This window comes from Bacillus massiliglaciei, assembly GCF_900098925.1.
Classification (GTDB): Bacteria; Bacillota; Bacilli; order Bacillales; family DSM-1321; genus Peribacillus; species Peribacillus massiliglaciei.
Genome location: NZ_LT622357.1, coordinates 13,257 through 26,277 on the forward strand (window position 1 = coordinate 13,257; position 13,021 = coordinate 26,277).

General features: G+C 44.3%; 14 protein-coding genes and 1 other annotated feature. All 14 genes read right to left on the minus strand.

Annotated features, from left to right (window positions below; translation table 11 throughout):
• The 14 genes from BQ4305_RS05725 to BQ4305_RS05790 all read right to left on the minus strand — a co-directional run bounded on the left by BQ4305_RS05725 (window position 1) and on the right by BQ4305_RS05790 (window position 13,020).
• Entirely contained in the window at window positions 1-636 is a 636-nt protein-coding gene (locus tag BQ4305_RS05725; RefSeq protein ID WP_199880586.1) for a transcriptional regulator CcpN, read from the minus strand.
• A 182-nt stretch (window positions 637-818) separates the two neighbouring features.
• Entirely contained in the window at window positions 819-2,885 is a 2,067-nt protein-coding gene (gene glyS / locus BQ4305_RS05730) for a glycine--tRNA ligase subunit beta (RefSeq protein WP_110926900.1), read from the minus strand.
• Window positions 2,872-3,768, minus strand: coding sequence for a glycine--tRNA ligase subunit alpha (glyQ, locus tag BQ4305_RS05735; protein ID WP_110926901.1), 897 nt, complete (start codon window positions 3,766-3,768; stop codon window positions 2,872-2,874). The genes glyS and glyQ overlap by 14 nt, the downstream gene beginning before the upstream one ends.
• Before the next feature lie 127 nt (window positions 3,769-3,895).
• Window positions 3,896-4,086, minus strand: a binding site (T-box leader).
• A gap of 47 nt (window positions 4,087-4,133) precedes the next feature.
• Window positions 4,134-4,886 carry a DNA repair protein RecO gene (gene recO / locus BQ4305_RS05740; RefSeq protein WP_110926902.1) on the minus strand — a complete coding sequence of 251 codons (753 nt, stop codon included), beginning with the start codon at window positions 4,884-4,886 and terminating at the stop codon, window positions 4,134-4,136.
• A 32-nt stretch (window positions 4,887-4,918) separates the two neighbouring features.
• Window positions 4,919-5,062: a YqzL family protein gene (locus BQ4305_RS05745; RefSeq protein ID WP_110926903.1), complete on the minus strand. Its 144-nt coding sequence runs from the start codon at window positions 5,060-5,062 to the stop codon at window positions 4,919-4,921.
• 98 nt (window positions 5,063-5,160) lie between these two features.
• Window positions 5,161-6,087 carry a GTPase Era gene (gene era, locus BQ4305_RS05750; protein WP_110926904.1) on the minus strand — a complete coding sequence of 309 codons (927 nt, stop codon included), beginning with the start codon at window positions 6,085-6,087 and terminating at the stop codon, window positions 5,161-5,163.
• Complete coding sequence (locus tag BQ4305_RS05755) at window positions 6,080-6,478, minus strand: cytidine deaminase (RefSeq protein ID WP_110926905.1); 399 nt, start codon at window positions 6,476-6,478, stop codon at window positions 6,080-6,082. The genes era and BQ4305_RS05755 overlap by 8 nt, the downstream gene beginning before the upstream one ends.
• A gap of 25 nt (window positions 6,479-6,503) precedes the next feature.
• Complete coding sequence (locus BQ4305_RS05760; RefSeq protein ID WP_110926906.1) at window positions 6,504-6,881, minus strand: diacylglycerol kinase family protein; 378 nt, start codon at window positions 6,879-6,881, stop codon at window positions 6,504-6,506.
• Window positions 6,859-7,332, minus strand: a complete 474-nt coding sequence (gene ybeY / locus BQ4305_RS05765; protein ID WP_110926907.1) for an rRNA maturation RNase YbeY — start codon at window positions 7,330-7,332, stop codon at window positions 6,859-6,861. Before ybeY ends, BQ4305_RS05760 begins: the two co-directional genes overlap by 23 nt.
• An 18-nt stretch (window positions 7,333-7,350) precedes the next feature.
• Complete coding sequence (locus BQ4305_RS05770; protein ID WP_110927343.1) at window positions 7,351-9,471, minus strand: HD family phosphohydrolase; 2,121 nt, start codon at window positions 9,469-9,471, stop codon at window positions 7,351-7,353.
• A 431-nt stretch (window positions 9,472-9,902) separates the two neighbouring features.
• Window positions 9,903-10,865 (minus strand): PhoH family protein, encoded by a 963-nt coding sequence (locus tag BQ4305_RS05775; RefSeq protein ID WP_110926908.1) that lies wholly within the window; start codon window positions 10,863-10,865, stop codon window positions 9,903-9,905.
• A 3-nt stretch (window positions 10,866-10,868) separates the two neighbouring features.
• The gene (gene yqfD, locus BQ4305_RS05780; RefSeq protein ID WP_110926909.1) at window positions 10,869-12,056 is read right to left on the minus strand and encodes a sporulation protein YqfD; all 1,188 of its coding nucleotides are present in this window, start codon (window positions 12,054-12,056) and stop codon (window positions 10,869-10,871) included.
• A gap of 131 nt (window positions 12,057-12,187) precedes the next feature.
• Entirely contained in the window at window positions 12,188-12,475 is a 288-nt protein-coding gene (yqfC, locus tag BQ4305_RS05785; protein ID WP_110926910.1) for a sporulation protein YqfC, read from the minus strand.
• A 59-nt stretch (window positions 12,476-12,534) separates the two neighbouring features.
• On the minus strand, window positions 12,535-13,020 hold the full coding sequence (locus BQ4305_RS05790) for a hypothetical protein (protein WP_110926911.1): 486 nt from the start codon (window positions 13,018-13,020) through the stop codon (window positions 12,535-12,537).
• Window position 13,021: the final 1 nt, after the last annotated feature.

The window sequence follows — 13,021 nt, forward strand, 5'->3', positions numbered from 1 at the left end:
CTAATAACCTTCATTCGCTAAAGCAACGAAAGCCTTTGTAATATTTGTTTTCGTAATCCTGCCAATTACCTCAAAGCCTTTATCTGTTTCTTTTACGATCGGAAGTGCGTCGATTTGTTTTTCAATCAGCTTTTTGGCTACATCGGTCAATAAATCTTCTTTCGTGCACATCGTTATATTCGGCATTCGTGTCATAATGATATTGACGGGAATGGAGGAAAGTTCTTGCTTGCCAATGCTTGCCCGCAGCAAATCTTTTCGGGAAAGCACGCCGACAAGCAGTGCATGCTTGTCCACCACGAACATCGTCCCGACATCCTCCAAAAACATCATCACAATGGCATCATAAACGGAAATCCCTTCATCGACAACCACTGGAATGGATTGATAGTCCATCACACGAAGCTTATTCAGACTTTCACTCAGCATTTGCATATCAGAGCGGCCTGTATAAAAATACCCGACTCTAGGTCTTGCTTCCAAAAAACCAGACATGGTCAGGATCGCTAAATCAGGCCTTAAAGTCGCCCTTGTCAGGTTTAAGCGCTCAGCAATATGTTCCCCTGTTATCGGACCATTTTCTTTTACAATCTCCAAGATTTGCTCTTGGCGCTTACTTAATTCGATTTTAGTCACCACCCTACGGCTTTAGCAGAGAAAAGTAATATTGTATTACATTACAGTTAAACAGGCATACTTATTCTACAATTATAATATACTATACCGTTTAGTTGAACATATATTGAAATCTATCTATTATGAGCCATATTCTTTGTAAATGTCCCGGATCAGAATCATCCATCCGGGACATCTTTGTTTCATACTAGAATTTTATTAACCGATGCAAAGCTTCCTACAAGCCCGCTGATTTCTTTCATCAGGGAAAGGCGGTTTCTGCGCAGCCCTTCATCCTCGGCCATGACCATTGTATTTTCAAAATATTGTTCGATCTCTGTCTGAAGACTGGCAAGCTGGCTGAATTTTTCTTCCTCCTGTTCCGCCTTCTGATATCCGGCTAAAACAGATTGGTATTTATCGAATAAAGCTTTCTCAAAATCGTTTTCAAACAGTTCAGGATTTACTTTTACCGGTTCTTCACATTTTACAGCAATATTCATCACACGGCTCAGTGCCTCAAGCGTCTCTTTAAATCCTTGCTGTGATTTATGATTTTCCAGTACCAATGCCCGCTCAGCAAGTGAATGAATGCGGCCGATAGAACCATCTAAAAGAGCGTCAATTAAATCATGCTGAATGTGTTCTTCCTGGAGCATATGCTTAACCCGCGCTTTGAAGAATGACAGCATCTCTGCTTTCACTTCTTCGACATTGCCCTTCACAATTCCTCTTTCTTCGATAAGATTCAATGCAAGGCCGACAATTTCTTCAAGTGAAATATTCCATTTCTTCTCTTTCAGAATTTGAACAATTCCGCTTGCCTGGCGTCTTAATGCGTATGGATCCTGAGAACCTGTCGGAATCTTTCCAATTGCAAAGAAGGAAGCGACTGTATCGATTTTTTCAGCAACACTTAAAATAGCTCCGATGTCTGAAGGCGGCACATTATCGTCTGCTGATTTCGGCATGTAATGCTCATGAATCGCTGCAGCGACCGCTTTGTCCTCCCCTTTAAGAAGAGCATATTTTTCGCCCATATATCCCTGCAGTTCAGGGAATTCATAGACCATTTGACTGACTAAATCAAACTTTGCAATAGAAGCTGCACGAAGCGCAAGCTCTTTATCCACACCAAGTGAAAGGGCATCTGTCAATGCGCCTGTTAAGGACGCTACACGTGCTGTTTTTTCTGCCAATGTCCCGATTTCCTCATGATAGACAATGGAATCGAGTTTTTCCAGATAATCGGCAATCTCTTTCTTTTGGTCTTCTTTGTAAAAGAATGCTGCATCTGATAGACGGGCGCGCAGCACTTTTTCATTTCCCCGGGATACGGTATCCAGGTGCTCAGCATTTCCGTTACGCACGGTTACAAAATGAGAGAGAAGGCTGCCTTCAGCATCTTTAACCGGGAAGTAACGCTGATGTTCTTTCATGGAAGTAATCAATACCTCACTTGGAAGCTCAAGAAATTCCTCTTCAAAGTTTCCGAACAGGGCAGTAGGATATTCAACAAGATTGTTGACCTCTTCCAGTAGATCTTCATCAACCGGGATGACCCACCCTTGTTTCTCTTCAAGATCATGAATCTGAGTAAGGATCATTTCCCGGCGCACGTCCGCATCAGCAATGACAAACTGATTCTTCAACGATTCTTCGTAGTCTGCAGGAGACTGAATCGTTACTGCCCCGCCAAGGAACCGATGCCCCTTTGTCTCATTCCCTGTTTCAACTCCGGTAATCGAGAATGGCACAACTTCCTGTCCGAACAAAGCAATCAGCCATTTAATCGGACGGATAAACCGCAGCTCTTGTTCCGCCCAGCGCATATTCTTGCCGAATGTCATCCCTGTGATAATATGTTCCAGCTCCGGCAGAAGAGCTTTTGTCTGCTGGCCTTTAATGAATTTATTGACATGGACATATTCCACACCGTTCAGTTCTTTGAAATAAATGTCTTCCACATTCATTCCCTGACCGCGCGTAAAGCCGATAGCTGCCTTTGTCCAATTGCCTTCAGCATCAAGTGCAATTTTTTTCGCCGGACCTTTTGCCTCTTCTTCAATATCCTGCTGTGCCTCTGCCACATCGCGGATCACAACGGCAAGTCTTCTAGGAGTTGAGTAAGCTTTTACTTCCCCAAACTCTATTGCCTTCTCAGTCAGCCATTTTTGGACTTTTTCCGAAAGCTGATTCATGGATCCCGTTACAAACCGGGCCGGCATTTCTTCTAAGCCGATTTCTAATAATAAGTCACGCTTGCTCATTTGTATTCTCCCCCTTCACCTTCAGCATTGGGAAGCCCAGTTTTTCCCGTTCTTCATAAAAAGTCTTCGCTACTTTGCGGGCCAGATTCCGGCAGCGCGCCAGATACCCTGTCCGTTCCGTTACCGATATTGCCCCTTTTGCATCCAGAAGGTTAAACGCATGAGAGCACTTCAGCACGTAATCATAAGCCGGATGCACAAGTCCTGCCTCCATTTGGCGATGCGCTTCTTTTTCATACATATTGAACAGCTCGAACAGCATATCGAGATTCGATGTCTCGAATGTATATTTAGAATGTTCATATTCCGGCATGCCGAAAATGTCCCTTACCGTGAAACCGTCTGTCCATTCCAAGTCAAAGACGTTTTCCTTGTCCTGGATATAAGAAGCAAGACGCTCGATTCCATAAGTAATTTCCACAGATACCGGCTTGCATTCAAGTCCTCCCACCTGCTGGAAATAAGTAAACTGGGTGATTTCCATCCCGTCCAGCCATACTTCCCATCCAAGGCCCGCACAGCCAAGAGACGGGTTTTCCCAGTTATCTTCGACGAAACGGATATCATGCTCAAGCGGATTGATGCCGAGCGCCTTCAAAGAATCAAGATATAATTCCTGGATATTATCCGGTGACGGTTTCATGATCACCTGGAACTGATGGTGCTGATAAAGCCTGTTTGGATTTTCCCCGTAACGTCCGTCAGCAGGACGGCGTGACGGCTCTACATACGCTACATTCCAAGGCTCTGGACCTATTGTGCGCAGGAAAGTATAAGGGCTCATTGTACCCGCCCCTTTTTCTACATCATATGCATTCATTAGAATGCATCCCTGCTCTGACCAATGCTTTTGCAAGGTTAAAATCATGTTTTGGATATTCATCGTGCTTGGCACCTCCGGAATAATTTTTCAGGCCTGATCTGCATAGGGTCTGATTCAAGCCATTCGCTACACATGGGAATCCTTATTTATGTACAAAAAAAACTCCCATCCCTATGCCTTAATAAAGCATAGGGACGAGAGTTACCCGCGGTTCCACCCTAATTGCCGCCTATACTGGCGACCACTTTCAAAACTGCCGTATGGCAGGATCAGCATGCTCCGGAATGCCCTTCCCTGATTATTCATATCCCGGCTTCCACCGTCCCGGGTTCGCTTCTATGAAAAAAGTCAGGTACTCTTTTCCTTCATTGCATTACATATTTTGATGTTTAGAATTTTATACAAGACATCTGTACTTGTCAACCTCAAAATAAATCTTTCATCGAGTCCAGCTGATTCAAAAACTTCTTTGATTTCAAATGAAGCCCGGAATATTCCTCATAATAGGTATCAATAATTTTCTTGATTTCCTTTTTCGTCTCCGGCTTCACTGAGATTGTTCCAAGTCTTGATAAATCCATGTAGTAAAAGACACGCAGCAGCCTGACAGCTCCCGCAGACATCTTCACATTGCGCGGATCTTTACCGAGACAGCGATGGCAGATTAAGCCGCCCTCCCGGAAGGAGAATGAAAATTCACCTTCCGTCTCCCCGCAGACCGCACAATGATTGAGTGTCGGACTAATTCCGTTCACAGGCAGCATTTTCATTTCAAAAATGAATTTCATCACTTCCGGATCATATTCTTCATTGATGTAATGAAGCGTCTGATGGAGCAATTCAAATAAATAGCCGCTCGGCTTCTTGTCTTCTACACTTCTGTCCAGCAGTTCAACGATATAGGAGGCATATGCTGTAGCATAAAGGTCCTCCCGTATATATCTCATCGAATCGGCAAGCTCTGCCTGCTGCAGGCTTCGGAGACCGCTGGAGGGAGTGACAAGGAAAAACCCGTAACAGAAAAGCTGGGTAGCGGAGGCAAACCTGCTGTTCGGCTTGCTTGCCCCTCTTGCCATTACCCCAATTTTCCCAAATTCACGGGTATAAATTGTTATAATTTTATTATTCTCTCCATAATCAGTTCGCCTGATGACAATGCCTTCGCATTTTTGAAGCATAAACCCGCCACCCCGGTTCCGGTTCAGCTGCCTTATAAAATAGGGAAATTCTCTGCTACTGGCTCTTCAAGCGATCCATCGGCACTTTCCAGTCTTTCCGCCTCTATCTCTTTAAAAAGTAAATAGGTGTCCAGATTACCTGTTTCACTAAAAACTTCCCATGTGAAATCCAACATGTAAAGCCCACCTTTCTTTTTGAGCAGTCATTTCATTTTTCTATCTTATAAGTAGCTTGACCTGATTCTCCATTTTCATGAAGCGTAAAATTTGCTAATTAATATTCATCTTCGTTAAAGCCATAATCCCGCAGCTGGCTCATCTTATTGCGCCAGTCCTTCTGCACTTTCACCCACAGTTCAAGAAACACTTTCGACCCAAGCAGGTTTTCAATGTCCGTCCGGGCCCGGCTTCCGACTTCCTTCAGCATTTTCCCCTGCTTGCCAATGACGATTCCTTTTTGCGAATCTCTCTCCACTACGATCGTCGCCATAACATTAATGGTCTCGCTGTTGTCCATTTTTTTGATGGAATCGATTACAACCGCAACGGAATGGGGGATTTCCTCCCTGGTCAAATGAAGCACTTTTTCACGGATCAGCTCTGAAATAATGAATCGCTCAGGATGATCCGTCACCTGATCCGCCGGATAAAATTGCGGTCCCTCCGGCAAATGTTCTTTAATCTGCGCAAGCAGCGTATCGACATTATTGCCTTCAAGGGCAGAAATCGGAACGACTGAAGCGAATGGAAGCTTATTCTGATAGCCTTCAATCAACGGAAGCAGCTCGTCAGGATGCACGGTATCAATCTTATTCACAACAAGGAATACAGGCGTCTTCACGGACTGAAGCTTCTCGATAATGAACTCATCCCCGCGTCCATAGCCTTCCGCCGCATTGATCATAAAGAGGATCAAATCGACTTCTTTCAATGTGTTTGTTGCTACCTTCATCATAAAGTCCCCAAGCTTATGTTTCGGTTTATGAATCCCTGGTGTATCAATAAAAATCATCTGGGAATCCTGCTGGGTAAGGACACCTTGCACTTTATTTCTGGTCGTTTGAGGCTTATCGCTCATAATTGCGATCTTCTGACCAATCACTCGGTTCAGAAATGTGCTTTTTCCAACATTCGGACGCCCGATGATTGAAATAAAACCAGATTTATGTCCTTTTGTTTGTTCATCAAATAATTTATCCATGTAAATCCTCCTGTGTAAATGCTCCAGGCAGTAATTCTGCCACTGTCAGTTCCTGTACGTCGCCCTGCAGGTTTGTCAGGTAAACCGTCATATCCTGATTGCAAAGTTCAGAAATAACCTGTCTGCAGGCACCGCATGGGGGTACCGGTCTTGCTGTATCAGCCACTACAGCCAGGGCAGAGAACGATTTATCACCGACAGCATAGGCACTGAAAAGAGCAGTTCTTTCTGCACAGTTGCACATGCTGTATGCCGCATTCTCAATATTGCAGCCATGGTAGACCTTTCCTTCCGCTGTCAGCAGAGCTGCTCCGACCTTGAACTTAGAATAAGGCACATAAGCCTTTTCACGGGCTTTTTTCGCTTCTTCTATTAATTGTTCTATTTTCATCAAAAAATCCCCCCAGGAAGCATCTTTATATTCCTATTTTCGGTACAAAAATGATCAATCCAATAATGATTGAAAATATAGCATAAATCAATACAGCCCCAGCCGCAATATCCTTCGCCTGCTTAGCAAGCGGATGATAGTCTGCCGTGACTAAGTCGACGACTCTTTCAAGGGCAGAATTCACCAATTCCAATGCAATCGTTCCCGCAGCAGCTGTCAGAATGAACAGCCACTCCAGCCGACTTGCCTCAAAATACACTCCGCAGGCAGCCACAGCCGCCAGCATGACGAGATGAATCCGAATATTCCGTTCTGTCCTGACCGCTTCAAAAATCCCTGCAAAAGCGAACCCAAAGCTTTTCACTAACGGATATCGTTTATCACGATTCTCTCGAAAGCCCATATGCTTCAAGAATATCCTTTTGTTTTGTGAACATCTCTTTTTCATCTTCTTCTGTCATATGATCATATCCCAAAAGATGAAGGAAGCCATGTAAAGCAAGGAATCCCAGCTCTCTTTCAAAAGAATGGCCATACTCCTCTGCCTGTTCCTTTGTCCTGTCAATGGAAATTATGATATCGCCAAGCATGCGCGGCATATCCGCACCGACGATTTCCACTTCTCCCTCACCCATTTCCTCCAAGGCAAAAGAAATCACATCCGTGGCAGCATCCTTATTTCGGTATTGCTTATTGATTTCGTGAATCCTGTCATTCCCGACAAATGTAACGGACAGCTCAGTCTCCTCTTCAATCCCAATTTTCCCGGCTGCAAACTGAAGCAGCCTGTCTACCAATTCCTGGGCTTCATCCGCCACATGATCCGTTTCATCAATAAAGTCAATTATAAGCATTTTCTTCACCTTCTGTATTTATTTATCCAGCTCCGGATATTCAATCCTGGAGTGGAAGATTCCATGCAAGGATTCACATAATGAATTCTTTACAATGTTTAATTCTCTCATAGTAATGTCACATTCATCAAATTGATTGTCATTTACCCGTTCTTTCAGGATGTTAACCACCAGCTCATCGATTTTTTCCTTCGTCGGATTAGGCATCGAACGGACCGCCGCTTCCACGCTGTCTGCAATGCTGATGACTGCAATCTCCTTCGTCTGCGGCTTCGGCCCAGGATAACGATACACCGTTTCCTCGATATTTTCCTGTGTCTTGCAAGCTTTATGATAGAAAAAGCGGAGCAGGCTCGTACCATGGTGCTGCTGCGCAATATCGATGATTTCTTTTGGAAACTTATGTTTCCTGAGAATTTCTGCCCCGTCTGAAGCATGTGAAATGATAATGTCCTTGCTTGTATTCGGTGCAAGCCTGTCATGCGGATTTTCCTGATTGATTTGATTCTCGATAAAAAACAGCGGCCGCTTCGTTTTGCCAATATCATGGTAATAACATCCGACCCTTGCTAAAAGTCCGTTGGCCCCGATAGCCTCACAGGCAGAGTCAGCCAGATTGGCGACCATTACACTGTGATGATAAGTTCCGGGTGCTTCCGTAAGGATTTTCCTAAGAAGCGGATGATTCGGATTCGAAAGCTCCAGCAGCTTAATCGGAGAAAGAATCCCAAACGCTGCCTCAAAAAACGGCAGAAGACCGATTGTCAAAACCGCTGAGCCCAGTCCCGATACGAGAGCTCCCGCTATATAAAACAAGAAATCTACTTTCGTATAATTGCCATTCATGATAAAGATCAATGCAAAAATGAAAGCCAGGTTCAAAAGGGAAAGGACTAGCCCAGCCTGCAAAATTTTTGATTTGAAATTTTCTCCGGATAGCACAATAACTGCCGAAAGCCCGCTGAACAGAAAATACAGTCCCATCGAGAAATCCAAATTGCCCGGAACATCCCCGTTAAAGATAATCGTGCCAAAGGAAGAAAGCAAAATGGCCATAGCTACAGCCAGCCGGTCATTCACCAGAATCTTGACAAGCATCGCTGCCATCGCCACCGGGAAGAAATAGCCCAATTCCGACTTCATTCCGGAAAAAAGGCTCAATCCTTTCATTGTACTTATCGTGAAAAGGAGGACAATGCTGAAGATCACTAGATGATTATATCCCGTTTCACTGGACGCCTTTGATTTAAAGAAAAAGTAATATACCGCAGAAAACAATAAAATGACCAGCAGAAGCAGTCCGATATACGGGAACACATTCCAGTCGCCATTGATAAAACCTGCTAATGTCAGCTGGCGATAGACTTCCCTGTCAACCAGCTGTCCTTCCTCCACGATGATCTGCCCTTGTAAAATACGGACCGGTTCCACGCTTTCCACTGCCTTCTGGCGCTGCTCTTCCGTCTTATCTTTGTCAAAAAAGACATTTTGTATAATAGACGAACGGGCAAGTGAAATGGAAGCTTCTTTCAGGCTTCTGTCAAGACTGGTATACCGCAGCTCTTCTTCCGCGCGCTTTTTCGCATTCTCCACATCGCTTGAAGCAATTCTTGTGCTCATCACATTATTCACAGCTGTAATGGTTAAGTCCTTGGCAATTTTCAGGTCTTCTTCATCCGCCTGTACCAAGGCTTCAAAAACCGAGTCCTCAATGTCCTTATTCACTTCATCCGTTAATTGTTCCTTCAGAATCGAGACCTTTTGATTTACCGTCTTCTCGGTGCCTTCCTCTTCCTCCTTGGCGGTATCCTGCTGGACTTCAATGGCCGTATCATAGATGGAAGATATCAAGTCCACCTTATTGCGGGCATATTCCTTTTTCAAAGTATATACATCCGCTACCTGCTTAATGATTTCTTCCTTTTCCTGCTCGGTTTTTTCTGTATCCTCAATCGTTTTAGTTGCCCTGATGGTCTGTTCTGCCGGCTTGAATAATTCAATTTCAATCTGTTCAGGCCTTACATTGGAAAACATGAGAGCGTAGGCAGCAGCAGCTAAAAGAATAAAGAGCAGAACCTGGAATATTCTATGAGCCAAAAGCCCTTTGATTTTCACAAAAAATTTCTGTACACCGTTCAATGCTGGCACTCCTTCCATTGGAAAAGACAAATCCTTCTACAAAGACGCAATTACTAGGAAAAAAGAAACAATTTGATATCGTTATGTTAGTTATGTAAAATCATAACAGCTTTTCGGTAAATTTTCACTATCCCTTCAAAAAGTACAGAAAAAATCCGCCGTTTTCTTGGCGGATTTCAAACTTTAGACAAACTCCGCTCCCGTTAGGCGTAGGATTTCCCTTCAGGCAGCCGCCGTCTGACGCGAGGACTGAAGGAAGACTCTTTGTCTGTCCCTGCCACGCAATCCCGCCGAAGGGTCTTGAAACAAACCTGCAAACAGGGGCAGCAGAAATCGGTTTTAGCTTCTCATTTATAGCACACGAACAAAAGGGATCGAAATCGATCCCTTTTGTCTGAAAGCCGTACTCTGTTTTTCATGGCAAATTTTCTTTAGTCGTTTGCCTGCTCATATGCTTCAATAATTCTGGCCACAAGCGGGTGCCTGACGACGTCGCTTTGTTCCAGATAAATAAACGAAAGGTCTTTCACTTGTTTCAGGATTTCTTCAACCCTGAGCAATCCCGACTTCATCCCCTTCGGAAGGTCAATCTGAGACCTGTCTCCCGTAATGACCATCTTCGAGCCGAATCCAAGCCGAGTCAGAAACATTTTCATTTGTGCTTCTGTCGTGTTCTGTGCTTCATCGAGAATAACGAAGGCATCATCCAGTGTCCGCCCCCTCATATAGGCAAGCGGGGCAATCTCAATCGTTCCCCTCTCAAGCATTCTCTGCGTTTGTTCCATTCCTAATAAATCATGAAGGGCATCATATAGCGGCCGTAAATAGGGATCGACCTTCTCTTTCAGATCTCCCGGGAGAAAACCAAGGCTTTCACCGGCTTCAACAGCAGGCCTTGTCAGAATAATCCGTTTGACATCGCCGCTTTTCAGCGAATTAATGGCCATAACAACGGCGAGATAGGTTTTTCCCGTTCCGGCAGGGCCAATTCCAAAAACAAGATCCTTTTTCCGAATAGCCTGAATATAATGTCTCTGTCCAAGGGTCTTAACCCGAATCGGCTTGCCTTTTGCCGTCCTGGCAATTTCCTCATTATATAAATCCTTGAAGTATTCAAGAGTGCCTTTCCTGGCCAGTTCTATCGCATAAATTACATCGCGGGAACTGATATGTATTCCCTTCCTGACAATCGAAAGCAATGCCTTCAGAATATCCTGGGCCATTATCACCTGATCAGACTCACCTGTGACACTGATGGCCTCTCCCCGCGTAATAACAGACACCTTCAGTTCCTGTTCAAGGACCTTAACATTAGCATCGGCGTTTCCAAGCAGGGAAAATGCTTCATTTGTTGATTCAAGCTCTAAATTAACCATTTTTACGTCTTCTGGCATGTGTTAGTCTCCTTGAATGATTGGTTGTCCTTTTGCAATATCTTCTATAACTTGGTAATGAATTGATAATTTAACTTTACCATTCTCCAAACGTTCATGCAAAATTTTTTCGCCTGAGATTTCGGCTTCGCCGCCTAACCTTTTCTCCAGTTTTTGAGCAGCCATTTTCTTTCCTTCCTCGACTGCCTCTTCTTTTGTATATTCCCTTATTATGTCCTCTTTACTCCGCACCGTCGAAACTTTATAGGCAATCGGCAGCTTCCATTGAAGAAAATGGAAAGGGCGGACGGATGTTTCTGTCACACTGTCTTTATATTCTGGTTTTTTGAATCCCCAAACCGGGATGGACAGAGATCCTACTTTTAAAGAATGGGTTCTGTATTCCTCCCCGTCAAAAACAGAAAAGCGCGTTTTCAGAGGAACTGTCGCCGTGGCACGGTACCAGGTCTGCCCTTTAATGGTCCCTTTGGCCGGGACAATCTTTTTGTTTTTTTCATTTCCAATCACCCCGGAAACCAAAAGCTGTCCCTTTTTCACATAATCATTCACATTCACTTTTGCATTTCCTTTTTCAATAAACATGTCCGTAACAACGGCTTTCTTCGTTGCTACCAGATTTTGAGGAGAGGTTTTCTCTGGTTCCTCCGGCTGCTGCTTCTCCACAACCCGGAGATGATAGGTCGTCCCCTTCAGCTCCACACCTACCCATGTTAATTCATCAACCTGGTCGGTAAGTTTTCGCTGAATCGTGTCTACATCATCCACAAGAAACTGCATTTTGCCAATTTTCACGCCCATGGAATCGAGTTCTTTCCGAATCGCATGTTCTGTTTCCGGTTCGGCTTCATGGATTTTAATTCCCCACACCATATTAGAAAGGACAAAGATACAAAGAATAAAAGCAGCAAATCCAACAAGAAAACCGCTGTTTTTCAACACCCTTTTCCATAAGAACGGAAGTCCTTCTCCCCTGATAAACTCAATCTTACAATCACTTTTCCGCACCGTCTGCCTCAGACGCGTTATTTCCCGTAGACTGATATGGAAGATAATCGAGTTCTCTCCAGCCCTCTTCACATCCCACACATGAATACCGCGCCTGATCAGCTGATTGATGAGACGCTCCGTTCCCACTCCATATGCTTTTACCTTCACATGGCCTGTATAGAAGCTCACCCACTGATTTTTCATGGCTCCCCCCCCTTGCCGTCCTTCCATTTATTAAACGAATTCACCGTTCGCAATCCCTTTCGCATGACGTAAGAAAATAACCGCCCTCCCGTCCGCTGAAGGGTCTCTAAAATAAGAAATTCTCAGTCCATTTAAGCTGGAGGGAGAAAAAACACCTGATCAATTTTCCCCTCAAGCATGATTTCTTCAGGCAGAATGGTCTTGATCACGAAATGTTCACCCTTAATTATCAGCTGGCCGTTTTTCAAAAGCAGCCTTACTTCATTATCTGCAAACGTCAAAAGCCCACGGTGATTCTCAATATAAATATGCAGCTGGCCAATCATCGTAATACGCGGAAGGTCCATCATGACATCTTGCGGAAGGTCCATTGTTTTGACCATGAGACGCTTAAATTTTTGACCCCAGTTCCCAGCCATAAAAAGAACCCCCTTTCATCTCATTTGTATGAAATAAAAGAGGGTTCTAGCACTAAATTTTAGCGGCGGGAGCTCCTCGCCGATTTTGATTTGGGAGGGCCAAGAATTTCTGACATAATCACTCCGTTAATAACCTGGTCTTTCGTAAAAGAAAGCTTCGGTTCATACACAGGACTGCTTACATCTGAAATAACCTCTTCTTCCCTGAATGTCTTCTTCTCTTTTTGCCTGCGGTCGTGTTCCCGCTGCATTTTTTTCAGCTCAGCGATCCGGCGTTCATCTTCCGGATTTCTTTCTTCAGGGACAGCAGCAGCGTTTTGCACCGACTGAGGCTTACGGTCCGCATGATCGTTCGCGGGCGCTACAGGACCCTTCTCCGGCTTCTGAGGATTGCTTTGCTCCTGCAGTTCACGGAGCACATCCTGCCACTTCCTTTTTTTGGCCGGCTTTTGCTCAGAACCCGATGCAGCTTTTTTAAATAGAGAAGATATAATTCCAATCACAATAATGATAACTAATGGATTGGAAAAAAGAAATTCGATCATT

Excerpts from the sequence above, each read along its gene's own strand:
- glyS (WP_110926900.1), bottom strand. The coding sequence starts at position 2,885 with ATGAGCAAGCGTGACTTATTATTAGAAATCGGCTTAGAAGAAATGCCG.
- glyQ (WP_110926901.1), bottom strand. The coding sequence starts at position 3,768 with ATGAATATCCAAAACATGATTTTAACCTTGCAAAAGCATTGGTCAGAG.
- recO (WP_110926902.1), bottom strand. The coding sequence starts at position 4,886 with ATGCTTCAAAAATGCGAAGGCATTGTCATCAGGCGAACTGATTATGGA.
- BQ4305_RS05745 (WP_110926903.1), bottom strand. The coding sequence starts at position 5,062 with ATGTTGGATTTCACATGGGAAGTTTTTAGTGAAACAGGTAATCTGGAC.
- era (WP_110926904.1), bottom strand. The coding sequence starts at position 6,087 with ATGGATAAATTATTTGATGAACAAACAAAAGGACATAAATCTGGTTTT.
- BQ4305_RS05755 (WP_110926905.1), bottom strand. The coding sequence starts at position 6,478 with ATGAAAATAGAACAATTAATAGAAGAAGCGAAAAAAGCCCGTGAAAAG.
- BQ4305_RS05760 (WP_110926906.1), bottom strand. The coding sequence starts at position 6,881 with ATGGGCTTTCGAGAGAATCGTGATAAACGATATCCGTTAGTGAAAAGC.
- ybeY (WP_110926907.1), bottom strand. The coding sequence starts at position 7,332 with ATGCTTATAATTGACTTTATTGATGAAACGGATCATGTGGCGGATGAA.
- BQ4305_RS05775 (WP_110926908.1), bottom strand. The coding sequence starts at position 10,865 with ATGCCAGAAGACGTAAAAATGGTTAATTTAGAGCTTGAATCAACAAAT.
- yqfD (WP_110926909.1), bottom strand. The coding sequence starts at position 12,056 with ATGAAAAATCAGTGGGTGAGCTTCTATACAGGCCATGTGAAGGTAAAA.
- yqfC (WP_110926910.1), bottom strand. The coding sequence starts at position 12,475 with ATGGCTGGGAACTGGGGTCAAAAATTTAAGCGTCTCATGGTCAAAACA.
- BQ4305_RS05790 (WP_110926911.1), bottom strand. The coding sequence starts at position 13,020 with ATGATCGAATTTCTTTTTTCCAATCCATTAGTTATCATTATTGTGATT.